This window comes from Pseudoalteromonas sp. SR43-2 (genome assembly GCF_014163885.1).
Classification (GTDB): Bacteria; Pseudomonadota; Gammaproteobacteria; order Enterobacterales; family Alteromonadaceae; genus Pseudoalteromonas; species Pseudoalteromonas distincta.
Window position 1 is genome coordinate 21,844 of the sequence record NZ_JACJED010000022.1, and the last position, 26,247, is coordinate 48,090.

26 protein-coding genes are annotated in these 26,247 nt (G+C 39.5%); 11 read left to right on the plus strand and 15 right to left on the minus strand.

The features are described 5' to 3' along the window. Positions 1-95: 95 nt before the first annotated feature. The 4 genes from ftsY to rpoH all read left to right on the plus strand — a co-directional run bounded on the left by ftsY (position 96) and on the right by rpoH (position 5,088). Positions 96-2,162 (plus strand): signal recognition particle-docking protein FtsY, encoded by a 2,067-nt coding sequence (gene ftsY, locus H5120_RS16685; protein WP_182675554.1) that lies wholly within the window; start codon positions 96-98, stop codon positions 2,160-2,162. A gap of 87 nt (positions 2,163-2,249) precedes the next feature. Further along, positions 2,250-2,927: a cell division ATP-binding protein FtsE gene (gene ftsE, locus H5120_RS16690; protein ID WP_002957793.1), complete on the plus strand. Its 678-nt coding sequence runs from the start codon at positions 2,250-2,252 to the stop codon at positions 2,925-2,927. Next, positions 2,924-3,910 carry a permease-like cell division protein FtsX gene (gene ftsX, locus H5120_RS16695; protein ID WP_182675555.1) on the plus strand — a complete coding sequence of 329 codons (987 nt, stop codon included), beginning with the start codon at positions 2,924-2,926 and terminating at the stop codon, positions 3,908-3,910. Before ftsE ends, ftsX begins: the two co-directional genes overlap by 4 nt. A 314-nt stretch (positions 3,911-4,224) precedes the next feature. Beyond that, positions 4,225-5,088, plus strand: a complete 864-nt coding sequence (rpoH, locus tag H5120_RS16700) for an RNA polymerase sigma factor RpoH (protein WP_002957791.1) — start codon at positions 4,225-4,227, stop codon at positions 5,086-5,088. A gap of 343 nt (positions 5,089-5,431) precedes the next feature. On the opposite strand, the gene H5120_RS16705 is transcribed toward rpoH, so the two are convergent. From H5120_RS16705 to gpmM, 4 genes are read right to left on the minus strand one after another with little or no spacing between them, the layout of a single operon-like run. Then, positions 5,432-6,193, minus strand: coding sequence for a divergent polysaccharide deacetylase family protein (locus H5120_RS16705; protein WP_024597557.1), 762 nt, complete (start codon positions 6,191-6,193; stop codon positions 5,432-5,434). 49 nt (positions 6,194-6,242) lie between these two features. Then, complete coding sequence (locus H5120_RS16710) at positions 6,243-7,508, minus strand: S41 family peptidase (RefSeq protein ID WP_182675556.1); 1,266 nt, start codon at positions 7,506-7,508, stop codon at positions 6,243-6,245. A 34-nt stretch (positions 7,509-7,542) separates the two neighbouring features. Next, positions 7,543-8,682 (minus strand): murein hydrolase activator EnvC, encoded by a 1,140-nt coding sequence (locus H5120_RS16715; protein ID WP_182675557.1) that lies wholly within the window; start codon positions 8,680-8,682, stop codon positions 7,543-7,545. A 3-nt stretch (positions 8,683-8,685) separates the two neighbouring features. Then, complete coding sequence (gpmM, locus tag H5120_RS16720) at positions 8,686-10,230, minus strand: 2,3-bisphosphoglycerate-independent phosphoglycerate mutase (protein WP_002957786.1); 1,545 nt, start codon at positions 10,228-10,230, stop codon at positions 8,686-8,688. Positions 10,231-10,568: 338 nt separating this feature from the next. On the opposite strand from gpmM, the gene H5120_RS16725 reads away from it, so the two are divergent. Genes H5120_RS16725 through gpsA form a run of 4 tightly spaced genes read left to right on the plus strand, consistent with a single transcriptional unit; the run spans position 10,569 to position 12,820 of the window. Further along, on the plus strand, positions 10,569-11,000 hold the full coding sequence (locus H5120_RS16725) for a rhodanese-like domain-containing protein (protein WP_182675558.1): 432 nt from the start codon (positions 10,569-10,571) through the stop codon (positions 10,998-11,000). 31 nt (positions 11,001-11,031) lie between these two features. Then, positions 11,032-11,289: a glutaredoxin 3 gene (gene grxC, locus H5120_RS16730; protein ID WP_002957783.1), complete on the plus strand. Its 258-nt coding sequence runs from the start codon at positions 11,032-11,034 to the stop codon at positions 11,287-11,289. A gap of 34 nt (positions 11,290-11,323) precedes the next feature. Beyond that, positions 11,324-11,809 (plus strand): protein-export chaperone SecB, encoded by a 486-nt coding sequence (secB, locus tag H5120_RS16735; protein WP_002957782.1) that lies wholly within the window; start codon positions 11,324-11,326, stop codon positions 11,807-11,809. Between the two features lie 3 nt (positions 11,810-11,812). Continuing rightward, positions 11,813-12,820, plus strand: coding sequence for an NAD(P)H-dependent glycerol-3-phosphate dehydrogenase (gene gpsA, locus H5120_RS16740; RefSeq protein ID WP_024597561.1), 1,008 nt, complete (start codon positions 11,813-11,815; stop codon positions 12,818-12,820). A 68-nt stretch (positions 12,821-12,888) separates the two neighbouring features. Here gpsA and trmL read toward each other — a convergent pair whose 3' ends face one another. After that, positions 12,889-13,353 carry a tRNA (uridine(34)/cytosine(34)/5-carboxymethylaminomethyluridine(34)-2'-O)-methyltransferase TrmL gene (gene trmL / locus H5120_RS16745; RefSeq protein ID WP_182675559.1) on the minus strand — a complete coding sequence of 155 codons (465 nt, stop codon included), beginning with the start codon at positions 13,351-13,353 and terminating at the stop codon, positions 12,889-12,891. A 160-nt stretch (positions 13,354-13,513) separates the two neighbouring features. Here trmL and H5120_RS16750 point away from each other — a divergent pair, with 160 nt between their 5' ends. Continuing rightward, positions 13,514-14,377, plus strand: a complete 864-nt coding sequence (locus H5120_RS16750; RefSeq protein WP_076914922.1) for a cation diffusion facilitator family transporter — start codon at positions 13,514-13,516, stop codon at positions 14,375-14,377. Here H5120_RS16750 and H5120_RS16755 read toward each other — a convergent pair. Genes H5120_RS16755 through H5120_RS16765 form a run of 3 tightly spaced genes read right to left on the minus strand, consistent with a single transcriptional unit; the run spans position 14,340 to position 17,373 of the window. Next, positions 14,340-15,287 carry an alpha/beta fold hydrolase gene (locus H5120_RS16755; protein ID WP_182675560.1) on the minus strand — a complete coding sequence of 316 codons (948 nt, stop codon included), beginning with the start codon at positions 15,285-15,287 and terminating at the stop codon, positions 14,340-14,342. The two genes, H5120_RS16750 and H5120_RS16755, sit on opposite strands and share 38 nt — an antisense overlap. Positions 15,288-15,290: 3 nt before the next feature. Beyond that, a complete protein-coding gene (locus H5120_RS16760; RefSeq protein WP_182675561.1) occupies positions 15,291-16,706 on the minus strand; it encodes an ATP-binding protein in 1,416 nt (471 codons plus the stop codon). Beyond that, on the minus strand, positions 16,684-17,373 hold the full coding sequence (locus tag H5120_RS16765) for a response regulator (RefSeq protein WP_182675562.1): 690 nt from the start codon (positions 17,371-17,373) through the stop codon (positions 16,684-16,686). The genes H5120_RS16760 and H5120_RS16765 overlap by 23 nt, the downstream gene beginning before the upstream one ends. Before the next feature lie 428 nt (positions 17,374-17,801). Here H5120_RS16765 and H5120_RS16770 point away from each other — a divergent pair, with 428 nt between their 5' ends. Next, on the plus strand, positions 17,802-18,290 hold the full coding sequence (locus tag H5120_RS16770; RefSeq protein ID WP_182675563.1) for a periplasmic heavy metal sensor: 489 nt from the start codon (positions 17,802-17,804) through the stop codon (positions 18,288-18,290). A gap of 71 nt (positions 18,291-18,361) precedes the next feature. Here H5120_RS16770 and yacG read toward each other — a convergent pair whose 3' ends face one another. The 7 genes from yacG to nadC all read right to left on the minus strand — a co-directional run bounded on the left by yacG (position 18,362) and on the right by nadC (position 25,362). Continuing rightward, entirely contained in the window at positions 18,362-18,592 is a 231-nt protein-coding gene (yacG, locus tag H5120_RS16775) for a DNA gyrase inhibitor YacG (protein ID WP_024597564.1), read from the minus strand. Positions 18,593-18,693: 101 nt separating this feature from the next. Further along, the gene (gene pilB / locus H5120_RS16780; protein ID WP_182675564.1) at positions 18,694-20,370 is read right to left on the minus strand and encodes a type IV-A pilus assembly ATPase PilB; all 1,677 of its coding nucleotides are present in this window, start codon (positions 20,368-20,370) and stop codon (positions 18,694-18,696) included. A 126-nt stretch (positions 20,371-20,496) separates the two neighbouring features. After that, entirely contained in the window at positions 20,497-21,138 is a 642-nt protein-coding gene (coaE, locus tag H5120_RS16785) for a dephospho-CoA kinase (protein WP_182675565.1), read from the minus strand. A 1-nt stretch (position 21,139) separates the two neighbouring features. Beyond that, complete coding sequence (locus H5120_RS16790) at positions 21,140-22,033, minus strand: A24 family peptidase (RefSeq protein WP_182675582.1); 894 nt, start codon at positions 22,031-22,033, stop codon at positions 21,140-21,142. A 147-nt stretch (positions 22,034-22,180) separates the two neighbouring features. After that, a complete protein-coding gene (locus H5120_RS16795; protein WP_182675566.1) occupies positions 22,181-23,410 on the minus strand; it encodes a type II secretion system F family protein in 1,230 nt (409 codons plus the stop codon). Between the two features lie 159 nt (positions 23,411-23,569). Further along, complete coding sequence (locus H5120_RS16800; protein ID WP_220487123.1) at positions 23,570-24,028, minus strand: pilin; 459 nt, start codon at positions 24,026-24,028, stop codon at positions 23,570-23,572. Positions 24,029-24,516: 488 nt separating this feature from the next. Then, the gene (gene nadC / locus H5120_RS16805; RefSeq protein ID WP_182675567.1) at positions 24,517-25,362 is read right to left on the minus strand and encodes a carboxylating nicotinate-nucleotide diphosphorylase; all 846 of its coding nucleotides are present in this window, start codon (positions 25,360-25,362) and stop codon (positions 24,517-24,519) included. A 326-nt stretch (positions 25,363-25,688) separates the two neighbouring features. Here nadC and ampD point away from each other — a divergent pair, with 326 nt between their 5' ends. After that, positions 25,689-26,243, plus strand: a complete 555-nt coding sequence (gene ampD / locus H5120_RS16810) for a 1,6-anhydro-N-acetylmuramyl-L-alanine amidase AmpD (RefSeq protein WP_182675568.1) — start codon at positions 25,689-25,691, stop codon at positions 26,241-26,243. Positions 26,244-26,247 lie beyond the last annotated feature (4 nt).

Genomic DNA, 26,247 nt, shown 5'->3' on the forward strand with positions numbered 1-26,247 from the left:
TTGAATGGTTGTATTTATTAGCAACTATTGCTGGGCATTGCCAAGCTATTTCAAATTTTAGTTTATCAGATTTTTATAAGTGGTTATTAGCAAGTATGACAAAAAAAAGTAAATTCATGTCGTGGCTCGGTTTTGGCAAGTCAGATAAAAAAGAAGCAGAGCAAAAAGCAGCAGCTGATAAACAACAAGTATTAGCGCAAGAAGAGGCGCAGAAGCTAGAGCAAGAAAAACTAGCGCAGCAAGCTGAAGCTGATCGTTTAAAAGCTGAGGCTGAAACAGAGCGCTTAGAGCAAGAGCGTATCGCTGCTGAAAAAATTGAAGCAACACGTTTAGAGCAAGAAAAACTAGCGCAGGAGCAAGCTGAAGCTGAACGGTTAAAAGCAGAGGCTGAAACAGAGCGTTTAGAACAAGAACGCCAGCGTGCTGAAAACGCGGAAAAAATTGCCATTGAGCAGGCCAATGCTGAATTGCTTGCAAAACAGCAAGCAGATGCCGAGGCGCAAAGACAAGAACATGCGCAACGTTTAGCCGATCAAGAAAAAGAGATGCGCTTAGAGCAAGAACGATTAGCGGCAGAAAAAGTAGAGGCTGAGCGACTAGAGCAAATACGCCTTGAAAAACAAGATGAGGCGATCAAAGCCGAAAAGCTTGCAATAGAGCAAGCGAATGCTGAGTTATTAGCAAAAGAACAAGCGGACGCTGAAGCTCAAAGGCAAGAGCAAGCGAAGCGCTTAGCAGAACAAGAAGCGCAGATGCTTTTAGAGCAAGAACGCATTGCGGCTGAAAAAGCAGAAAATGAGCGCTTAGAGCAAGTACGTATTGCAGCTGAAAAAGCAGAAAATGAGCGCTTAGAGCAAGAACGCCTTGTAGCTGAAAAAGCAGAGAATGAACGATTAGAGCAAGAACGCCTTGCAGCTGAAAAAGCAGAGAATGAACGATTAGAGCAAGAACGCCTTGCAGCTGAAAAAGCAGAGAATGAACGCTTAGAGCAAGAACGTATTGCAGCTGAAGAAGCAGAAAACGAGCGTTTAGAACAAGAACGCCTTGCAGCTGAAAAAGCAGAGAATGAACGCTTAGAGCAAGAACGCCTTGCGGCTGAAAAAGCAGAAAATGAGCGTTTAGAGCAAGAACGTATTGTAGCTGAAAAAGCAGAAAATGAGCGTTTAGAACAAGAACGTATCACAGCAGAACTTGCAATTGAAGAAGCTAAAAAAGCCGAAAAGCCAAAAAAAGAAGGGTTTTTCTCTCGTCTTAAAAAAGGCTTGTTAAAGACTCGCGTTAATATAGGTTCTGGTTTTGCGTCTATTTTTAGTGGAAAAAAAATAGACGACGAATTATTTGAAGATCTTGAAACTCAATTACTCACCGCCGATTTAGGCGTTGATACCACCATGAAGTTGATTGATCGTTTAACTGATGCAGCGAACCGTAAACAGTTAAAAGATGGTGATGCGCTTTATGAGTTAATGAAACAAGAAATGGCTGCGATGCTTAAAACGGCAGAACAGCCTTTAGTCATAAGCGAAGATAAAAAGCCGTTTGTTATTTTAATGGTAGGCGTAAATGGTGTTGGTAAAACAACGACTATTGGTAAAATGGCTAAGCAATTTCAAAACGAAGGTAAGTCGGTTATGCTGGCTGCTGGTGATACGTTTAGAGCGGCAGCTGTTGAGCAGCTTCAGGTTTGGGGTGAACGTAACAGCATTCCCGTTATTGCACAGCATACAGGTGCAGATAGTGCATCAGTTGTGTTTGATGCATTCCAAGCGGCTAAAGCACGTAATATAGACGTGTTAATTGCTGATACAGCTGGACGCTTGCAAAATAAAGATAATTTAATGCAAGAGCTTGAAAAAATAGCTCGTGTAATGAAAAAGATTGATCCTGATGCGCCGCACGAAGTGATGTTAACTATCGATGCAGGCACAGGGCAAAATGCAATTAGCCAAGTAAACCTGTTTAATCAATGTGTTGGTTTAACTGGTATTACGCTTTCAAAACTTGATGGAACTGCAAAGGGTGGTGTTATTTTTGCGGTTGCAGATAAGTTTAATATTCCAATTCGTTACATTGGTGTTGGTGAAGGTATTGATGATTTACGCGCTTTTAAAAGCGATGATTTTATTGATGCGTTATTTAGCCAAGATGAGGACGACGTTTAATTTACCAAAAAAGGGAGCTAGCTCCCTTTTTAATTGCGAGGAATACTAATTTCATTAATGTGTTAATGGAGTTGGCATAATAAAAAGATGATAAATTTTCAGCAAGTAAGTAAGACCTATCCTGGAGGGCACCGCGCCCTCGAAAAAGTTAATTTTCATATTAAACCGGGTGAACTTGCCTTTTTAACTGGCCACAGTGGTGCGGGTAAAAGTACGTTGCTTAAGTTAATTAGCTTAATGGAACGTCCTTCAGCAGGTAGTGTATTTATCAACGGTGTTGATTTAAACAAAGTAAACTCGCGTCAAATTCCTTATGCTCGTCGTGATATAGGTATTATTTTTCAAAATCATAGGTTATTAGAGCGCTACACTATTTTTGATAACGTGGCATTACCTCTCATTATTGAGGGGACTCACCATAAGCAAATAGCTAAACGGGTCCATGGCGCGCTTGACAAGGTAGGCCTAATTGACAAAGTGAAATGTCATCCTTCAATGCTCTCTGGAGGCGAGCAACAACGTGTTGGTATTGCCAGAGCTATTGTAAACTCCCCACCAATTTTACTAGCTGATGAACCAACAGGTAATCTTGACCCAGAGCTTTCAATGGAAATACTAAAGTTGTTTGAAGACTTTAATAAACACGGTACCACTGTTCTTATCGCAACGCATGATTTGGGTTTGGTTGCACGTATGAAGTATCGTAGTTTAACCTTAAAAGATGGCCGTATGCTTCAAGACCCGCTTGCTGAGGGGGCACTATGAGTTTACTTTTTAAAGGTCGCCAAAATAGTAACGACAAGCAAAAAAAATCAATATTAGCTGGCAGTTATTTTTTTATTATTAATATTTTTCGCCAAGGTGTGCATAGCTTAGGTGAAATGTGGCGCACGCCGCTTGCATCTATGATGACTATCGCTGTACTTGGTTTGAGCCTAACGTTACCTGCAACACTTTACTTAGTCGTTAAAAACGTACAGCAAGTGAGTAGTGGCTTTGAAGAGGCGAGTGAAATATCGTTGTTCGTTAAAGAAAGTATGAACGAGCAAGAAACGCAAACATTAGTAAAGCGTTTAGCACTTTACCCAGAAGTGGAAAGTGTTGAGTTTATTTCAAAACAACAGGCATTAACTGAATTTAAAGACGTATCTGGCTTTGGGCAAGCTTTGGAGTATTTAGATAAAAATCCATTACCGGATGTGGTGCTCGTTACTCCAACAAAACGTCACAGACACACAAATGCCGCTAAAGTACTGCTAACTAAATTAGAAAGTGAACGTGAAGTTGATTTTGGTAAGCTCGATATAGCCTGGTTAGAGCGTTTAAATGCATTACTAGATTTACTTAAAGAAAGTGTAATAACCATCGCATTATTACTACTTACCTCAGTGACACTTATTATTGGTAACACCATTCGTTTGTCGATCATGGATAAAAAAGAAGAAATACAAGTAATGAAGCTAGTAGGCGCTACGAACACCTTTATACATGCCCCATTTTTGTGGACCGGTATTTGGTATGGTGTAATAGGTGGTTTGTTTGCCTTTATATGCGTAGGTTTGATGATGTGGTGGCTTTCAAGCGCAGTGAGCAGTGTGGCGGGGGTGTATCAAACCAGTTTTTCGTTAATAGGATTATCGCTTAATGAACTCGGCTTTTTAGTGTTACTAGCAACAAGCTTAGGATTTGTAGGATCGTACCTTTCTGTAAATCGATATATTAAAGAAATAGAACCCGATAAAGTATAAAAACCCCTGCAAACTATAAGTGAACCAACCCAGCTTGATATGCGTACCGTATCGGACTGGGTTGTACCTCCCGTTATTAAAACTGTCATATTTGTGTACTATCCTCCCATAAAGTAATGAGTTGTAAATAAGGTGATGCGGTTAGGTTAATTGGCTGCAATCCCTCAATTCATCACTTATTCAGTCGCTTGTAGTAGACTAAACACATACTAAAAACTGCTTGATTTATACTTTTAAAAAGTTTTAAATTGGGGTTAGCACTCTTAGAGAAAGAGTGCTAAGATAGTTTCAAATGTTTATCACCGAGGTGAAAAATGAGTAAAGATTTATACGCAATGGCACTTACAGTCGGACAACAAAGCGCAAGCATGGACGGTTACCTTCAAGCGGTAAGCACTATTCCTATGCTTAAAGTTGAACAAGAGCAAGAACTTGCTAAAAGACTTCAGGAAGAAGGCGATCTTAGTGCTGCCAAGCAACTCATTATGTCGCATTTACGCTTTGTAGCACATATTGCTAAAAGCTACTCGGGATACGGCTTACCACAAGCTGACCTTATTCAAGAAGGTAATATAGGCCTGATGAAAGCGGTTAAACGTTTTGACCCTACAGTGGGTGTACGTTTAGTGTCGTTTGCAGTGCATTGGATTAAAGCCGAAATTCACGAGTTTGTTCTTAAAAACTGGCGCATAGTTAAAGTTGCAACCACTAAAGCGCAACGTAAATTGTTTTTTAATCTTCGTAAAAACAAAAAGCGTTTAGGCTGGTTCAACCAAGCTGAGGTTAGCACTGTTGCTAGCGAGCTAGGTGTGAGTGAAAAAGAAGTACGTGAAATGGAATCGCGCATGAGCGGCCAAGACATGGGCTTTGACTTAACTGGTGACGATAACGACGATGCACCAACAAGTACATACTCTCCAGTACAGTATTTAACAGATGGCGCAGCTGACTTAGCTGACGACGTTGAACAAGAGCAGTGGAAAGAACAAGCGCATACTCGTTTATTTAGCGCACTTAAAACACTAGATGAGCGTTCACAAGATATTGTTAGCGCACGTTGGTTGTCTGATGATAAAGCGACCCTTCAGGAGCTTGCACAAAAGTACAGTGTATCTGCTGAGCGTGTTCGTCAGCTTGAAAAAACAGCGATGAAAAAATTACAAAGCGCTATGAGCTAATATTGCTCAAGCAGCAAAATTTAAAAAGCCCTGCATGAAAATGCGGGGCTTTTTGCTTTTGAGTAGGTTGGTTTGGGCGAAGCGAAACCCAACGATAAAATATCTAATTAAGTAATACCGATACTCTGCATTATTGAATGGTTATACCAGTCCGCAATAATACTTAATCATTTTGCGGGGCTAAACGTGTCGCTACCTGCGTTAAAAAATTCTCATTTAGAGCAACTAAATAGCGAATTTTTGCCTAGCTATCAACACGTTTTTCCGCCCTTAAAATAGACCACTTAATTAAGCGAATTGGTATTAGTTTATTATTCGGATATAGCATTATTTAAAGCTTATATTACCGAGCACTCACTCCTTTTCCCTCAGCATGCGCTAACTGAATGTATTTACGTTCAACTAATTGCGAAACCGGTACGAGTTCAAAACCTTGCTTAGTTAGCTCTGGTAAGGCATGGCGTAAAAATTCGATGGTTTCAGGGTAGGGATGAGCAATTGCAATGGCAAAGCTATGGGAAATGGCTAATTGTTTTAACTCTTCAAGCCTTAGCTGCAGTTGTTCTGGTGTAGTTATGTTGTCTAAAAACACTTGGCGACTAATATTAGCAACACCCAAAAAGTTAGCGGCATTTTGTGCCTGGCTCAAATCGGTTGTGCGACTATCTAAAAAATATAAATGACGCTTTTTAAGTACTTCCATTGTCCACTTCATAGCTTGGCTTTTTTGCGTAAGCGCTGAGCCCATGTGGTTATTAACGCCTTTAACTTGCGGTAAACTAGCGAGAGCGGTTCCAAGAGTTTGCTGAAGCTGCTCTTTATTCATATTTAAAGTAAGCGCACCAGGCCCTAGTTCTTTACCGTTAAGTGCTTGCATAGGTACATGAAGCAATAACTCTTTATTTGATTGACTGGCAAGTGTTGCAAAAATTTGCGAATAAGGGGTATGGGGCAAAATTGAATACGACAATTGCCCAGGTAAGGAAAGGAACTCTAAGTCCCGTTGATGATAGCCTATATCGTCTATCACTATTGCTATTTGTTTGGCGCTAATGGTTGCAGAGCTAAAACAAATAGCTAATGTTAGCCATTTTATTATTTTCACGTTTATAGTTTTTATTATCTTTTTAGCTTTGTTTAACAGCTTATACAAGCTACTGCATGCTGAGTAATTGTTTTGCTTTAACCAACTGTAAATCGGTTAGATTACCGGTAAGTAATTGCGCATTATTGTTAGTGTGTTCATTTTTTATTATAACGGCTTTATTACTTTGTGAAAGGTTTGTTTGATTAACCGCCACATCTGGGGTTATTCCTATTCCATCAATCGATTTACCTAACGGTGTGAAGTATTTCGCTGTGGTGAGCTTTAATGCGGTATTGCCATCACCGAGTGGAATGAGTGATTGTACAGAGCCTTTCCCAAAAGATTGGCTGCCAACAATGGTTGCTCGTTTATTATCTTTAAGTGCTGCTGCAAGTATTTCGGCTGCAGAGGCTGAATTTTCGTTTATAAGCACAACTATGGGCGCATTTTTTAGAATGTCTCCACGCTTTGCATAAAATGCTTGGTTGGCATCGTAAAAACGTCCTTTAGTCGTCACTATAGTGCCACTTTGTAAAAATAGGTCTGATACCGCCACTGCGCTTTGTAATGTCCCCCCTGGGTTATCACGTAAATCAATTACTAAGCCTTTAAGTGGGTAGCCAAAATGGCTTTGCAGGGCGGCAACTTGTAGTGCAACTTCATGTAATGTGTGGTTAGAAAAGTTATTGATAGCTATGTAGCCAGTTCCAAAATCTAAAAGTTCGCTTGTTACACTTTCGAGGTTTATTTGGCGACGTGTAACATGAAAAGTGAGTGGGTTTTTATTGTTATCGCGATTTACAATTATATCTATATTCGAAAATTTACTGTCTCTTATTAGTGTTGCTACTTCGTCGATAGTACGGTTTTGGGCTGCGTTGTTGTTTACACTTACAATAATATCGCCTGGTAAAATACCTGCCGCTTTTGCGGGCGAATTATTAACCACGTTAACAATAGTCATATTCTCGTCTATGTTCTTAACTTCTATACCAATACCTGTGTAACGACCATTTGTGTTATCAAATAATGAGGCTAATTCATACTCATTTAAGTACTTAGAATAGGAGTCAAGTTTTGAATATAAACGCTCAAACTGCTGGTTGTTATATTTAATATGGTGGCTATTTTGTAAGGTGAGATCTTCAACGTAATAGGTATGAATGTTAAAGAGTATTTCGTCTATTTGTTGTCTTTTAAGATCTTTAATTGAGCTTGCTAGTGCATTACTAGTAAAGGTAATTAGGGTTAGTAACACAAGTAAGTACAGACTTATATAAAAGCCTGCACTTTTTTTATTAACTGTATATATTGTGTGTTTTTTAGTTGTCATCAGCTGCTCCAGGGCGGTGCAGCGATTTATCTAATTAAATACGTTTGCACCATTTTACAGGATTTACTGCGCGTCCTTTGTGGCGTATTTCAAAGTATAGACCAGAACTTGCCTGTCCGCCGCTTTGGCCTACCAAAGCGAGGGTTTCGCCTTCACGTACCATATCCCCTACATCTCTTAGTAGCGTTTGAGCGTGGCCATATAGGCTCATAAAACCTTCACCATGGTCTACAACAATTACCCATCCATAACCTTTTAGCCAATCGGCAAATACAACTTGCCCGTTCTGCACGCTATTAATATTAGTGCCTTCTTTTGCACCAATTAATACGCCTTTCCAATCAATACCACCATGTTTACGTTGGCCGAATGTGTGCTCTAACTTGCCTTTGCTCGGCCAGTCTAATTTGCCCTTACTCTTATTTAGGCCAAGTAATTCTATTTTTTGTGTTTTTTCTTTTTCGAGCTCTTTAATCGTTGTTACTAAAGTCTGTTGGTTTTCTTTTAAATAATTTATCGAGCTTTTAGTGCTGTTGAGCTGAGCTTGTAAGTTTTTAAGATTAGCTTGGCGTTCACTTTGTGCATTAAGTAATGCAGTTTGGCGCCTTTTTTGTTCATCAAATAAAAGCTCTAGTTTTTCTTGTGTTTTAACGAGCTCTTCTTGGTTTTGTACTATTTGCTGTTGAAGAGCTTTTAGATCTTCGATTTGTTCAATACGGGCTTTATTTAAGTAATTGTAATAGCTAAGTGTGCGCTCAAACTTGGCTGTGTCTTCTTGATTCAACAGCATTTTAGAGTAGTCGTCGCCACCGGCCATATAGGCACTTTTGAGTTGCGCGGCTAAAATTTTCTGAAACTGAGTGTGCTTTTTATCAAGCTCATCGGCTTTACTTTGTAACTCTTTTTGCTGTGTTTTGGTCTCTTTTACGGATTGCTCTGCCATGTTAAGTGCTTTAGCATTTTTAGCTATATCGAGTTCATGGCTCTTTAGATTTTTTTGTAGCGACGCTATTTTTTTTCTTTGGGCGTTATATTCAGCTTGGCTATGCTCAAGTGCATTTTGAACCTCTGATAAGTCTTTTTTAGTACGATCTTCATTAGCAACTGCAGATGCAGCCACTAATGAAGTTAGTATCAAACCGCACTTAATTAACCGGTTAATACGTTTGTTCATGTGTTATTTCAACATCATGATAGGCGTACCAGTCATTTCTTTTGGTTGCTCCATACCCATTAAGTGAAGCATTGTTGGGGCTACATCACTCAAGGCTTTACCTTGCATTGGCTCTGCATCGCGACCAACATAAATAAAATGCACCGGTTCGCTAGTGTGGGCAGTATGTGCTTGGCCTGTTTTGAGATCAGCCATTTGCTCAGCATTACCATGATCGGCTGTAATTAGTGCTTCACCACCAAACTCTTCAAGTGCATCAACAACACGTCCGATACAGCTATCTACAGCTTCACAAGCTTTAACCGCGGCTTCAAATACACCTGAGTGACCAACCATATCGCCATTAGGGTAGTTACAAATAATAGCATCGTATTTACCGCTTTTAATTGCTTCTACTAGTTTGTCGGTTAGCATTTCTGAGTTCATTTCAGGTTGTAGGTCGTAGGTTGCTACTTGCGGCGAAGGAATTAGCTCGCGTGTTTCACCTTTAAATTCGCTTTCACGTCCGCCACTAAAGAAAAATGTAACGTGTGCGTATTTTTCGGTTTCTGAAATACGAAGCTGTGTTTTATTATTTTTTTCAAACCATTCACCAAGTACGTTTATTAGTGGTGTAGGTCCAAATGCAACAGGTGCGTCTATATCGGCTGCATACTCTGTCATCATTACAAATGCGCTAAGCTCTGGCGTTCTTTTTTTAGTAAAACCATCAAATTCAGGCTCAACAAAAGCGCGGGTAATTTCGCGGGCTCTATCTGCTCTAAAGTTAGCAAAAATAACGGTGTCGCCATCGTTTATTGAAGCCGGAGTGGCACCTGTTGGCGTAATAGTCGTAGCTGCTACAAACTCGTCGTTTTCGTCGCGCTCGTACGCTGCATTAAGTGCTTCAACACCATTATCAAAATTAAAGTCGCCTTCGGCGAGCGTCATTACGTTGTAAGCTTTTTCTACACGGTTCCAACGGTTGTCTCTGTCCATTGCGTAGTAACGGCCAATAAGTGATGCTAAACGTCCGCACTTAAGTTTACTAAATAACGCTTCAATTCGTTCTATTGATGCTTTTGCGCTACGTGGAGGTGTGTCACGGCCATCTAAAAATGCATGGAAATAGACTTCTTTAGCACCACGTTTTGCCGCCAGCTCAATACTTGCAACTATATGATCTTCATGGCTATGCACACCACCTGGGCTTAAAAGACCCATTATGTGAACCGCTTTACCAGCACTTACTGCTTTGTCTATGTTTTCAACTAAGGCTGGGGTTGAATCAAACTCGCCATCGTTAATTGCCTTGGTGATACGGGTAAAATCTTGATACACAATGCGCCCAGCACCTAAGTTTACATGGCCAACTTCTGAGTTACCCATTTGACCATCAGGAAGACCAACATCTAAACCCGAAGCAGATATTAATGTGTGTGGGCGGGTGGCCCATAAGTTGTCTAATACAGGTGTGTTAGCTGCAAGAATAGCATTACTTTGCGTATCTTCGCGGTGTCCCCAACCGTCTAAAATCATTAATACCAGTGGTTTTTTATGCTCTGTCATAATAGCTCCTGAAAATTAGTATCTGTTGATGGATACTGTGCACCTAAAAAGGTTTATTAGCGTGGTTTTAGCATACCGTGTTTTTAAGCTAGGATCAGCATTGAAAACAAGATATTAAATATTTTTACTTATACCTTATTGACTAACATGAACTCTGCTTGAGATAGATTTATTATCCAGAGTTCTGTTAACTATATATGGGGGGCTTTATCGTTTTTTAAACGTCTCTAAGTGCTCCTAAACTCGCATTTTAGGTTGGTTTGGGTATACTTGCGTGGCTAAAGTACAAAACATTTAAAACATCACGTTTTAAAACATAATTTCATAGTGGAAGTAGAATGGATCAATATATTGAATTTGTTACAAATCATCCCATTTTAAGCCTTGCTTGGGTTGGTATTGTTTTCCTTATTGTTAGTGGCTGGATAAAAAGTAAGCTTTCAGCTGTTCGTCAAATAAATCCCCAGCAGCTTACGTTACTTATTAACCGTGATGACGGTCAAGTAATCGATATACGTGCGCAAAAAGAGTTTAATGCAGGGCGTATTTCTGGTGCTGAGCACTTAAGCCCAGAGAATGCGAAAAAATCTGACTTTTCAAGCCTTGAAAAGTACAAGACTAAACCCATTATAGTTGTATGTACTACAGGTATGACTGCCCAAGGTACTGCAGCCGCTATGAGTAAAGCTGGTTTTGAACGAGTTTACTTATTAGCAGGTGGCATGGGTGCGTGGCAATCTGCCAGCTTACCAACTACAACAGGTCGCTAATCAGTTTAGCTAGGCCGATAGAGGATTTATTATGAGTAATGTTGTTTTATACACCAAGGCGTATTGTCCATTTTGTCAGCGTGCTCTTTCGCTTTTAAACAGCAAAGGCGTTGAATACACAAATTATGATATTGGTGTGCAGCCTGAGCTACGCGATGAAATGATTGCCAAAGCAGGTGGTGCAAGCACAGTACCGCAAATTTTTATTAATGATGAACATATCGGTGGCTGCGACGACATGATGGCTATTGAAGCGCAAGGTAAACTTGATGCTAAGCTAAACGCTTAATTTAATTATAATAACGAACAAGTTAGGAATAACAATGAACGAAGAAAATCAAAACGTAGCAGCTGCAGAAGCTGGCGCACAATTTACTATCCAACGCATTTACACTAAAGATGTATCGTTTGAAACGCCAAACTCTCCGGCCATCTTTCAAAAAGAATGGACGCCAGAAGTTAAGCTAGACCTAGATACACGCTCAAACAAGTTGGACGAAGGTGTATTTGAAGTTGTTTTAGCGCTAACTGTAACTGCATCTATTGGTGAAGAAACTGCGTTCTTATGTGAAATTCAACAAGCAGGTATTTTTACTATTGCTGAAGTTGAAGAAGTGCAACTTGCGCACATGCTAGGTGCATTTTGTCCTAACGTATTATTCCCATATGCACGTGAAGCTGTTTCAAACCTTGTTAACCGTGGGACTTTCCCACAGCTTAACCTTGCGCCAGTTAATTTTGATGCGTTATTTGCACAATACATGCAACAACGTACTGCGCAAGCTGACCAGGCTTCAGCAGACGCATAACTTATGAGTACAGCAACTACAGCTGTTACTGTATTAGGGGCGGGGTCTTACGGCACCGCCCTTGCTATTTGTTTAGCCCGAAATGGTCACCAGGTGACACTTTGGGGAAGAAATAGCGACGACGTTGCCACGCTTGCAGCTGAGCGGAAAAATCAACGTTACTTACCTGATGCTCCTTTCCCAGATACTCTTACTCTTGAAGCTAACTTACAACATGCCGTTGCTAGCAGTGCTATTGTACTTGTTGTTGTGCCAAGCCATGCTTTTGGCGACACGCTTGCGCAGATAAAACCTGCACTGCAAGAGGGTGCTAAAGTAGCGTGGGCAACTAAAGGGCTTGAGCCTAATACTGGACGTTTGTTACAAGAAGTTGCTTTGCAAGAATTGGGTGATGACATTCCACTTGCGGTACTTTCGGGTCCTACGTTTGCAAAAGAAATGGCGATGGGGTCACCTACAGCTATTTCAGTGTCTTCAACGTCACCTGAATTTGCTCAGCAGCTGGCTGATTTACTTCATTGTGGTCGCTCATTCCGTGTGTATAACAATGATGACTTTATTGGTATACAGCTCGGTGGTGCGGTTAAAAATGTAATTGCAATTGGTGCCGGTATTTCGGACGGTGTAGGTTTTGGTGCTAATGCGCGTACCGCGCTCATTACCCGAGGCCTTGCAGAGCTCACTCGTTTAGGTTGTGCTCTGGGTGCTAAGCCAGAAACCTTTATGGGAATGGCAGGCCTTGGTGATTTAATACTAACCTGTACAGATAACCAATCACGTAATCGTCGATTTGGTTTGGCGTTAGGTAAAGGCGAGAGTGTTGATGCTGCTATTGAGTCTATTGGCCAAGTAGTTGAAGGCTTTAGAAACACTAAAGAAGTGTATTTACTAGCGCAGCGTGCGGGCGTAGAAATGCCAATCACAGAGCAAATTTATAAAGTACTTTATGAAAATAAAGACATGAAAGAAGCCGCTATGGCTCTTTTAGGACGAGAACAACGCGCTGAATAAGCGCTTGAGCTAGGCCTTAACTAAAAAACCGACATTATGTCGGTTTTTTATTGCCTAACGGATTATATTTACTGGGCGTTAGGGAAGCTCAACTGACGCCACGACTCGTAGACAAACACCGCGACTGCATTTGACAGGTTCATACTACGACTATTTGCTTGCATAGGAATACGTACACGCTGATCTTTTGGTAATGCTTGAATCATTTCATCAGGCAGGCCGCGTGTTTCAGGACCAAATACCAAACAGTCGCCAGCTTCGTAACTTGCTTCATGGTGAAATTGACTGCCTTTAGTTGTACAGGCATACACTTTTTTAGGTTTGCATTTTTCAAGGTAGTCCTCAAATGAGGCATGGCGTTGAACATGGCTAAATTCATGGTAATCAAGGCCCGCACGTTTCACGCGTTTATCGTCCCATTCAAAACCTAATGGCTCAATTAAATGTAATGCATAGCCAGTATTGGCACATAGGCGAATAATATTACCTGTGTTAGGCGGTATTTCAGGTTGGTATAAAACAATATCCAGCATAATGAGCCTTATAAAATAATCTGTAGTTTGACGAAGGGCAGTATACACGAAACCTTTTAAAAAAATGATATACTCAACACATTCAATACAGTGATTAATGGATACACGCGTGCATAACCGTAGCTACGAATTTTGGGTTAAAACTTCCAGCATTGTTACCATGGTCATGGTTAGCTTAATGATCGGCGCAAAAACATGGGCCTGGCTGGCTTCTGGCTCGGCTTCAATGCTTGGCTCGTTAACTGATTCGTTAATGGATATTACTGCCACCGCTATGAGCTTTTTAGTATTGGGTTACGCACTGCGCCCAGCAGATGATGACCATAGGTTTGGGCACGGAAAAGCTGAAGCACTTGCAGGACTTGGCCAAGCCGCATTTATTGCAGGCTCAGGTTGCCTACTAGCTTTTCATGGTATTGAGCGATTATTTAACCCTATACAGTTAAGCCATTCTTTATTAGGTGTGTGGGTAAGTATTTTTGCTATTGCGTGTACGCTCGTCATTGTATTTGTACAAAACAAAGTGGTTAAGTATACCGATTCAATTGCTATAAAAGCCGACTCAGTACATTACAAAGGCGATTTAATATTAAACGCTGCGGTGCTGTTAGCTATTTTGTTAGCTTATTATGGCGTGTTGTATGCAGATCCTATTTTTGCAATAGGTGTAGCGGGTTACTTACTTTATAACAGTTGGGATATTGCTCGCGATAGTGCCGATCATTTAATGGATAAAGAACTCCCTGATGATGAAAAACAAAGCATATTTGACATAGCCAGAGCCCATGCTGATGTGCATGGCGTGCATGATATTCGTACTCGCCAAGGCGGAAAAGTTAAGTTTATTCAAATGCACTTAGAACTTGATGATCATTTAAGTTTGATTCGCGCGCACAATGTGGCTGATGAAGTAGAGGCAATGCTCAAAGAACGTTTTGAGTCTGAGGTAGATATACTGATCCACCTCGACCCTTTGTCAGTACTTGTTAAGCCGTCACCGACTCACAAAATTGATAAAAGTTAGTTAATAGCGGCTTTCGAATTTCGTCACGTTCAAAAAGTAGCTCGTGTTTAGCGCCTTCAAAACTCTCAATCGTTGCATGAGCATGCCTTTTTGCAAGACTGTACTGTGCTTCGTTGTTTACCACTGTATCGCTAGCTGCACTTGCTATAAACAAAGGGATTGGTACGTTTAGGTTATCAACAGACTTTAAAAACGATATTGTAGCTGCTAACCAGCCAAACGTAACGCCACCTAATTGTATGTTAGGTTCTAATTTATAGGTTTGCCTAAAGTAGGTGTAACGCTTCTCGCTGCTAGTAAGTACGTTTTCGGTAAATGGGATCGGGTTGTAGTTGCCTTGTCCAAATGCATAGCAAGAGTGTAAACCAAGTAAAGTGGCTAATTTAACAATAAACTTCGTTGGTATTTTTGGTACGTCTTTTGTAAAAATATCAAACATAGGAGCAGACAAAAACACGCCTTTATAGCTATTTTCAAAATTTGCTAAATAATCAATAGCAATGGCGCCACCCATTGAATGAGCCAGCATGACTTTTTTACCTTGCCAATGCTTTGAAACTATTTGCTGATCAAAGTTATTTAGGTCACTGCTGTAGTTATTATAATGTTTTACAAAGCCTTTATGTTTATTTTTAAGGTGCCTGTAAGAGCGACCCTGACCTTGATGATCCATAATAAACACAGCAAAATTATTACAATACAGCTCCCATAGCAGTTCCTTATATTTTTCTAGGCCTTCAATACGCCCTGTACTTACTACTATTGCGATTGTCGCGTTTTTAGGGATTGCGTATGCGTAAAATAGCTTTCCTGATGGCGTATCTAAGTAGCTTTTAATTAAATTTTCAGTATAAAAAACATTAATGGCCTCTTGATTGCTCTCAAGCTGGGCTTCTGAACTATAAAACATGCTTTACTCTTTTATTAATGGCAAGGTTATATTAGCACACAAGCCACCTAGTTCTTTATTTGATAATACTAAACTGCCGCCATGCGCAGTAATAGCATTTTTAGCAATCGCCAGCCCTAAACCCGTGCCGCCACTTACGCGATCCCGCGCATCTGATTGCCTAAAAAAGGGCTCACAAAGCTTGCTCAGTTGGTCATCGGGCACACCAGAGCCATCATCACATATTTCTATATAAATGGCATCTGTGTGCTTTAGAGTAATGCTAATTGTATTGTTTGCATATTTAATAGCGTTACGAAGTAGGTTTTCAAGCGCACTGGCAATAAGTGTTTCGTCGCAATTAATATTTACGTCTACAGTGCCCACTATATTGAGCTGCTTATTATTTTGTTTTGCTTCAAACTGCGCATCGTTAATAACGTGATCTACAATTATTTGTAATGATTGTTTTTGCAGTGAAAGCGCTTGGCTTTTTGCTTCTAAGCGAGAAACTTGCAGCACGTCGGCAATCATCTTATCAAGTTGGTTTGCTTCTTTTTCTATGCGTAATAAATACGATTGGCTAGCGTCGTTAGCTTGCATTTGTGCAAGACCGGTAGCCATTTTTAAACGCGTAAGGGGCGAGCGTAACTCATGTGATATGTCGGCTAATAAGCGTTTTTGTGAACTAATTAAAAGCTCTAACTGATTGGCCATACTGTTAAAGTCTCGCCCAAGTATTCCCAGTTCATCTTTTCGGTTTACAGAAATGTCGGCTCTTGCGCTTAGGTTGCCCGCTGATAGTTTAATAGCTGCTTTTTTAAGACTATTTATAGGGGCTATTAAGTTACGGCTAAATACAAAGCTTAAAATAAGAGAGGCAACAATTGCGATGACTATTTTCATCCAATTAGGCATAAGCTTAAAGCGCATTAATAGCGGCGGTTGATGGTTAATATCTATTTCATAAAGATAAAAACTCCCTTCAGGCACGTTTATATTAACAGGGCCGAAGGCTTGATATTTTTCAGTAAAAATAATTTGTGGTGACATATTTTGAGTAAAGTTTAATAAACTTAAGTCGATGCTCTCTGGCACCTCTTTACTGCTAAGAGAGTCCTCGCTTTGAGCTGCGCTTAAGTATAAAAGCTTACGCTTTGATAGGCGAGGGTGTACTAATACATCGCTTAGGCTGCGCTTATGTTTAATAGCAGTGCGCTCAATACTTTTGGCGGTATATATTAAGTTTTTTTTCATAGGGCCATAAAGCGGCTCGTTAGTTACCGCGTTAATAGCGGTAATGTTACTTAAAAATATAAGCGCTGCAACGGTGCCGATTATAGTTAACCAAAACCAAATAAATATTTTAAAAAACAGGTAGTGCCCAGGGTGTTTTAACCAAGCAAAGTAAGTGCTTTTATTCGCCTTGGATAAAGACATAACCCGTACCTCTCATTGTTTTAATTCGCTCACCTGGAATATGCTCTGCTATTTTTTTGCGGATATTACTTACATGCATATCGATAGAGCGATCAAAAGAAGCTAAGCGCCTACCTAGTACTTCTTCACTAATTTGCTCTTTACTAACCACTTCACCTGCATTTTTACACAATAGCGTGAGTATTTCGTACTCTGTACCAGTAAGCGTTAGTGTAGAGCCGTCTATTGAAGCTTCTCGAGCTGCAAGGTTAACAGTAATGCCATTAACGAGTAACTTACTCGTTGTAGCTACATTTAAGCTATTAATGTGCTCTATACGGCGAGTTATCGCTTTTACGCGGGCAAGTAATTCACGATGATTAAAAGGCTTTGGAATGTAATCGTCAGCGCCTAGCTCTAGACCAAAAATACGGTCAAAGTCTTCACCTTTTGCTGTAAGCATTATTACCGGTGTGAGTTTTGTTTGCCTAAGTTGTTTAAGTACTTCAAAACCATCAAGCGTTGGTAACATTACATCTAGCAATATCAGGGCGTAGTCATTTGCTTGTGCTAGTTTAAGGCCTTGTTCACCGTCGTATACGCTTTGTATTTCAAAACCTTGGGCAGTTAAATATTCACTTAATAGCTCACAAAGGCCAGTGTCGTCATCAATCATTAATAGTTTCATTTACAAACCCTTAGAGTTGTTTATAGCGTTATTTTACCCGCTAAATAGTGCAAAGGTGAATCTTTACACAACCTTTACACTGCTTTGCGTTACTTTGCGTTGAGTTAGGTATAGTTAACTCACTGGCGTATACCCAGTCAGCCTCAAGATACAGAGTTCAGCGTTTCACAGCAGCTGGCTATCAAGGCGTGACTTTGCAAGAATGGCATTCCCTTTTAAAAAGTCACAACACCGAGAGCTAGTTGCTGTGAAACGCCCAAAGGGTTGGTTTTAAAACGATTTATTCTGCGTTATAGATTTTAACAAGGGAGCAACCATTGGTTACAATCAATGCCTTGCCTAAATAGTTTTTAATTCCAACTGAAACTCGTTTCTTGCGGTTGATTGGGTATGTTAGCCACAACCAACCCAATATTAAGGTAATGATTATGACTAAATTAAACACACTTTCAAAATTAGTACTTATCTGTGGCTTAGCAACAGCAACGCTTGGTGCTGGTAGCGTGTTAGCTAAAGGCGACGGACATAAGCAAGGCCATTCTCAAGCTCGTTTTTTACTTTCTGAGCGAGGCGTTGAAAAATTAAACCTAACAGATGAGCAGCAAACTAAGCTAAAGGCTATTTTTGAAGCGAAAAAAACACAAATGAAAGCACTGCGTGGCGACGATAAAGAAGCCCGTAAAGCGATGCGTGAAGCGCACAAAGCAAAAATGGATGCATTACTTTCTGCTGCAACATTTGACGAAAATGCAGCAAAAGAGCTATTAAATGAACGTCATGCAAAAGGTGAGCAATTTGGTTTAATTAAACTAAAAACACAACACCAAGTAATGCAAGTGCTTAACGCTGAGCAAAAAGAGAAGTTTGCTAAAATGCAAAAGCGTATGAATAAAAAGCACCGTAAACAAAAAAGCTAATTTTACTTTTTTGTAAATACTAAAAAACCAGCGTAATGCTGGTTTTTGTATTAGGGCATTATGAAGATAAATTACTTAAAAAAGTCATCTTCATTTTTAGCCATCATTGCTTCAATATCTTCAATCATGTCTTGGCTAAACTCTTGTGCCGAGGTAATTGGTGCAGAAATTTTATTATTTTCGAACGACCATTCACCTAAATCAATTAGTTGGCAGCGCTTTGAGCAAAAAGGGCGAAATGGGCTTTGCTCTGACCATTCAACTTTAGTTTTACAGGTTGGGCAGTTTACAACAGTAGGCATAAATTACTCTCTACAAATTTTTGGTGCATATTACATTACTTAAATATGAGTCTCTAGCTCTAAGCTTAAAGCTAGAGACTCATATATTTTACTGTGGGCCTTTAAAAATTGGTTACGCGGTTTATTTCACCAAGGGATGTAAGGCCATCGGCTGCTTTGCGTAAACCCGATAAACGTAAATTATTAAAACCGGCTTTAAGTGATACCTCTGCTATTTCAAGCGAATTACCACCGCGCATAATAATTTGGGCAATTTCAGGAGTAATTTGCATTACTTCGTAAATACCCACACGCCCTTTGTAACCATCAGTACAGCTATCACACCCTTTAGGCATATATAACGTCATTTCTTCAATTTGCTCGGCACTAAATCCTTGGCGAGCAAGTTCTTCACTCGGAAGTTGTTCTGGCGTTTTACATTTAGGGCACAAGCGACGCGCTAAACGCTGGGCTATTATTAAGCTAATCGAACTTGCTACGTTATAAGCGGGTACACCCATATTTAATAAACGAGTGATTGTTTCCGGCGCTGAGTTTGTATGCAATGTTGATAAAACCAAGTGACCTGTTTGCGCCGCTTTTATTGATATTTCTGCGGTCTCTAAGTCACGTATTTCACCTACCATAACTACATCAGGATCTTGACGTAAAAATGCGCGCAGTGCGTTGGCAAAAGTCATGTCGGCTTTAATATTTATTTGTACTTGGTTTACACCTTCAAGGTTAATCTCAACCGGATCTTCCGCAGTACTAATATTACGCTCAGGTTGGTTTAATATATTTAAGCCTGTGTATAGCGATACTGTTTTACCAGAACCCGTTGGCCCTGTTACTAGTATCATCCCTTGAGGTTGGGCAAGCGCATCCATGTAGAGCTTTTTCTGCTCAGGCTCATAGCCTAATACATCAATGCCTAACATAGCGCTTGATGAATCAAGGATACGCATTACTATTTTTTCGCCCCACAAGGTAGGCATGGTACTTACACGAAAGTCGATACTTTTGCGTTCAGTAATTTTTAGCTTTATACGACCATCTTGTGGTTTGCGTTTTTCGGCAATATCGAGTCTCGACATAACCTTAATACGCGCAGAAAGCTTGGTTGCTAATGTATTAGGTGGGCTTGCCACTTCATGCAAAATGCCATCAATACGAAAGCGAATACGGTACTTGTGCTCATACGGTTCAAAGTGTAAATCAGAGGCGCCTTTTTTAATGGCATCCATTAAAATTTTGTTGATATATACGATGATAGGCGCATCATCTTTGTCGTCATCTTGTGGTGCTGTATCTCTTTGGCTTTCTGAATCTAAATCAGCAAATTCTTGAAACTCGTCATCAGTTAGATTTAAGCTGCCAGTGGCATCTAGCAACTGCTCAATTTTGGTATCGAGTTGAATATAATCAACAACAACAATTTCGCATGAAAGACCGGTACTAAACTCAAAGTTTTCGAATGCGCCGTAATCTGTTGGGTCTGATGCTGCTATATAAACTTTTCGATCTTTTTGAACAAGCGGTAAAATGTGATGTTTACGTATGAGTTTTTCTTTTACGAGGTCGGCCGGGATTCTTGTAGGATCAAAGTCTTTTAAATCAAAATAAGGTACGCGAAACAAATCAATACATTGTTCAGCTAAATCTTTACTATCGATTTTTCCACATTTAGAAATAAGCTCAGCTGTTGAGGCAAATTCATTTTGTTTGTTTTTAACCGTGTCGGCATCAATGCGGCCAAGGGTTATAAATTTTCTCAATAACGGTGAGTTAATATTCATTGCGCACCTGTTTTATTCCTTCAATAGTAAGCAATTTATCAGAAAAAAGAAGGTGATTACATCACCTTTCATTCTTTGTTGTGATTTTACTAACTAAAATACGAGTTTGTGTGAGTTAGGACTGTGTTAATGTGAGTTAGTTTTGTTGCGTAATGCATATTGTAGGTACTTTTTATGAAGATCAACAAGTTCTATATGCACTAGGTTTAAACTACGGTCGTTATTTAAAATATCATCCGCTTTTTGCTGCTTATCGGCACGTGACATTTGCGAGGCAATAATACTTTTAACTTGCTCACTACTTGTGTTGTCACGTTTTGCTGTACGCGCTATTTGTACAGAGGTTGGTACGTCAATAAGTAAGGTATGGTCGCAATATTTATCAAGGTTGTTTTCAAACAATAAAGGCGCTACTAAAACAACATAAGGGCTAGTTGCATTATTTAAATCGTTTAGTATTTTTATCCGTATAAGAGGGTGTAGCAACGCATTAAGCCATTCTTTGTCACTGTTGTTAGTAAATATTTTTGCGCGCAGCGCTGATCTATTTAATGTGCCATCTGGCAATAAAATATCTTTGCCAAAGCGGGCTGTAATCGCTTTTAGCCCTTTGCTATTAGGGAGTACGACTTCGCGCGCAATTATATCGGCATCAACTATTGTAATACCAAGCCCTTCAAACATGTCACTTATGGCCGTTTTACCACAGCCAATACCACCAGTTAAACCTAGTACCCAGCTGTTTACTTTAGTAATTTGCTCACTCATTTTAATAACCAATTAAATTAAAATAAGTGCCTTGAATTTGGTTGCCCCAAAGCATTGTGATCCAGCCTGCTATCGCTAAATAAGGGCCAAAAGGGATAGGGGTCGCTTTGTCTTTACCTTGTATGCTCAACAGCGCAATACCTATAATGGCACCCACTACGCTCGAAAGCAGAATAATAGTAAGTAATGACTGCCAGCCAAGTAAAGCACCAAATACAGCGAGTAGTTTAAAGTCGCCATAACCCATGCCTTCTTTACCGGTTAATAACTTAAATAGCCAAAACACACTCCATAGACTTAAATAACCACAAGCTGCGCCAATAATGGCATCGGTAGGTGTAATTGTGTAACCCATTACCGAGGTAATAAGTGCAAGCCAAACAAGCGGAAGTGTAAGTTGATCTGGCAGTAACATGTGGTCAATATCAATAAAGGTCAGTGCTACTAAAGTCCACGTTACAAAAATATATAAAAGGGCTTGCTCGGTCGTACCAAAGCTGTAGGCAACAATTAAACTTAATAGGGCAGTAATTAGCTCTACAGCAGGGTATCGGGCCGAAATAGGATTACTGCAACTTGCACATTTACCTTTAAGTATTAACCAACTAATAATAGGAATATTCTGCCAAGGCTTAATGGCAGTTTTGCATTTAGGGCAGGTAGAATTGGGTTTTACTAAGTTAAAAGGCTTATTGATATTGGCTTGTTTAGATTTATTAGCTGTAAGTTCATCTTCCAACAGTAGTCTGCATTCGCTTTGCCACTCACGTTGCATCATCAGCGGTAAGCGGTAAATAACCACATTTAAAAAACTACCAATACACAAACTGACTAAGCCAACGGTGGTTAAATAAAACCACAATTGGCTTTGCATTACTTCAATAATACTTTGCATCATATTACCTGAAAATTCTTTTAAAAATTAAGTGAAGTATTCATCACAAAGAGAAGTGAAAGAGAGTAAATGAGAAGACATTAATAGCTATGCCTTACCAAAAAGTAAGCCTCTCTTTTATTTCTTGTAAATTGTTATTTTTGATAATTAAACAACAGCACCAAGTTGGAAAATAGGTAAATACATCGCAACAATTAAACCACCAACAAGTACGCCAAGTACAGCCATGATAAGTGGCTCAAGCAGGCTTGAAAGGCCATCTACTGCATCATCAACTTCTTGCTCATAAATAGTCGCTACTTTAGCAAGCATGCCGTCTAGTGAGCCAGATTCCTCACCAATCGCGACCATTTGTATAACCATATCAGGGAATATTTTAGAGTTACGCATAGCCCAGTTCATCTGATTACCTGAGCTAACCTCTGCTTTGATATCTAAAATGGCATAACGATAAACAGCATTACCTGAAGCGCCTGCGGCAGAGTCAAGCGCATCAACAAGTGGCACACCAGCAGCAAACGTGGTCGAAAGGGTTCGTGCATAACGAGCAACTGCGGCTTTATTTAAGATCATACCCACAATAGGCATTTTTAATATTAACCGATCAGTTGCATCTCTGAGCTTTAAGCTTCTTAATTTAGCTTCTTTAAAGGTATAGCCAAAAGCGACAATCGCTATTAGTATCATCCACCAATATGCTTGCATAAATTCAGATATACCAATTACAAATAAAGTAAATGCAGGTAGTTCAGCACCAAAACCATTAAAGATATCCTGGAATTGTGGTACGACAAAAATAAGTAATATAGAAGTCACAATAAGTGCTACCACTAGAACAGCTACAGGGTAAAACATTGCTTTTTTGATTTTTGATTTTAATGCTTCAGACTTTTCCTTATAAATTGCGACACGGTCAAAAATTCTATCGAGTGCGCCAGATTGTTCGCCTGATGCAACTAAGTCGCAATATAAATCATCAAAATAGCGGGGGTGTTTTCTAAGAGCTGTAGATAATGGTTGGCCCGCTTTTACTTCATCAGCAATAGTCTCCATTAATTTGGATACACTTTTATTGGAAGACCCAGAGCCTATCATTTCAATTGCCTGTATAAGAGGTACACCTGCCATTAGCATGGTTGCTATTTGCCGAGTAACTAAAGCAATATCTTTAGGGGTGACTTTTTGTACGCTTTGAATACCGAAAAGAGGCTTTGCCTTACGCTTTACTTTAGAAGGTGTTATGCCTTGTTTACGAAGCTGAGCCTTAACAAGTGCTATGCTATTTCCTGTCAACTCTCCTTCCAGCTTCTTACCACGAGCACTTACACCGACCCATTGAAAAGTATCCAAGCCCTTGCTTTCTTGCTTTTTTGCCACAATATAAAGCCTCAAAAATAGTTTGATTTTTCTTTTGACTACAGGTTTTTTGTTACTTTAGGATTTCAAGACAGTTACTGGTATTAGTAGGTTAAGAAGTAGCCTTAGATTTCGAGTGTATCAGAAAGAGGGGTAGAACCCCTCTTTCTATTAATACTATTAAGGAGTTGTTGTTCCTGTACAGCCTTTAGGTGCGATACTTTCGTCACCAGTTGCAAGGTTATTTGTACAAGTCCACTTGAATGCATTATTTGTAAGATCAGGGGTAAATGTAAACTTTTTCCCTTGTAGTTTTGATGAGACATCTGTGGTATTCATGGTTACCACAATAACACCAGTAGCAGCCGTAACTGCTGAACTTGCATAAGTTCCTGTTACTGATAATTCTGTATGTTTTGGAGCCGTAGTTGCTGCTGGGTAACTTCCATTAGATTGGTAAAACTCTGCTATTGCAGTTTTTGAACCTGCTGCTAAAGATACTGCTTCAGCTGCTTGTGCTCTAGCTGTGTAATTTTGATATTGTGGTAACGCTACTGCAGCAAGAATACCGATGATTGCTACTACAATCATTAATTCAATTAGGGTGAAACCCTGTTGTTTTTGAGTCATTGTTTTCATGTTTCCTCTCCTAAAGGATAGATTTTTGTAACTTAAATCACTTAAGCGGCAAATGCCTCACTTAATTTAACTGATTTACTTTACAGTTTTACTTAAAATTAATTTTATTACACTTTAGCTTTAGAGTATGAAACACAAAAGCCGAATGTGGATTCATTATGTTTAGTACTAATTATAAAAGTTTACTAAGTGCACTACATGTTGTAGCAGCAAATAGTATAGGCATAAAGTAAGTAGTTTAGTTGCTTTAGTTTTTAATTATGTCTTTAAAAACTAAAGGCACTAGTTATTTATGACTACCTTTTTTAATAAAATAGTACAACAGAATTAGTCTACCATTTTATTTTAGTGTTTAGCACGTATCTTCTTATAAAAAAGCGATTTTATTTAACAATTTGTTACAAAGTAAGCCTTTTGGGTTATTTAATGCTTTTTTACTTAACTTGTCAATTAATTAGCGGTATTAATTACCCATTATTGCTTTAAAATCACTCAAAACGCATCGATAAATCGATTGATTGTAAGTTTTTTGTTAATGCTCCGCTTGATATAAAATCGACACCTGCTTGTGAATAAGTTTTGAGCGTTTCTAGGGTCATATTGCCTGAAACCTCTAGTTTTGCGCGCTTATTGGTTAAAATTACAGCTTGCTTAATTTGCTCTACGCTAAAGTTGTCTAGCATAATTATGTCGGCGCCAGCTTCAATTGCTTGCTTAAGTTCTGGGAGTGATTCTACTTCTACTTCGACAGGTTTGTTTGGGTGATTTTGTTTAGCTTGAGCTACTGCTTTGTTTATTGTGCCACAAGCCGCTATATGATTTTCTTTAATTAAAAATGCGTCAAATAAACCAATACGATGATTTGCACCCCCGCCACATTTTACTGCGTATTTTTGAAGAGCGCGCAGACCTGGTATGGTTTTACGTGTATCGAGTAGTTGCGTTGTTGTGCCGCTTAGCTCTTTTACATAATGTGCTGTAGTAGTGGCTGTGCCCGATAACGTTTGCACAAAGTTAAGTGCAGTGCGCTCGGCAGTTAATATTGAACGAGCTGAACCAGTGGCTGTAAATAATGTGCTGTTTGCTTTAACTGCGTCGCCATCATTAATAAGTACATTAACCTTAACGCTTGGGTCTACTTGTTTAAATACTTCAATGATGATGTCTTTTCCGCAAAAAATACAGTCTTCGCGGGTGATTACTTTGGCGTTTGCTTGCTCATTTTGAGGGATCAATTGCGCGGTAATATCGCCTTCTTGTGCGGTTTGATAATTTAAATCTTCGTCAAGTGCTAGAGTAACAAGCTGAGTAATAAGAGTGTGCGAAATAGACATGGAATGCTCATAAGCGTTAATAAATTAAGCAAATTTTACTATGTTTATAAAAGAAAGAGAAGGGATTGCCTTTTCACCAATATAAAGATAAGCGCGTATAGTAAATTAGTACCTACGTGTAGGTTTGTATTATCTGTAGGTGAGGTTTTATACCTCGCTTTTAATTTCAAAATTTACGTTATATGAGCGGACGTAAATTAGTACCTACGTGTGGGTTTGAATTATTTGCAGGTAGGGTTTTATACCTGTTTGTTACTATCATTGTTTTAATAAATCCTTTAGCATCAGTGCTATGTATATCTTGATATTTATATAATAAACGTATCATGAAAATAGATTTAAACGGTGTTTTAAGTACTGTAGCGCAGCGGCCTTGTTCGTATTTTGATGAACGCTCTGATGAGGCTGATATTTCTTTATTGGTTATTCACAATATATCATTGCCAGCAGGGCAGTTTGGTACCTCTTTTGTTGATGAGTTATTTATGGGTAGTATTGACTGTAATGCTCACTCGAGTTTTAGTGACTTAAAAAATTTACGTGTGTCGGCCCATTGCTTTATAAAGCGCACCGGTGAGGTTATACAATACGTGCCTTTTGAAAAGCGTGCTTGGCATGCTGGCCAATCTAAGTTTGAGGGCGTACCAGCTTGTAATAACTTTAGCATTGGCATTGAGCTTGAAGGTACCGACACCACGCCATACTCTTTAGCGCAATACGAAGTATTAGCTACACTTAGTAAATCTATAATACAGCGCTATCCAAAAATTACCCCTTCGCGTATTGTTGGCCATTGCGATATTGCCCCGGGACGTAAAACCGATCCTGGCAGTAGCTTTAATTGGCCATTGTTTTTTAATATGCTTGAACAACTAAGTTAAGAGA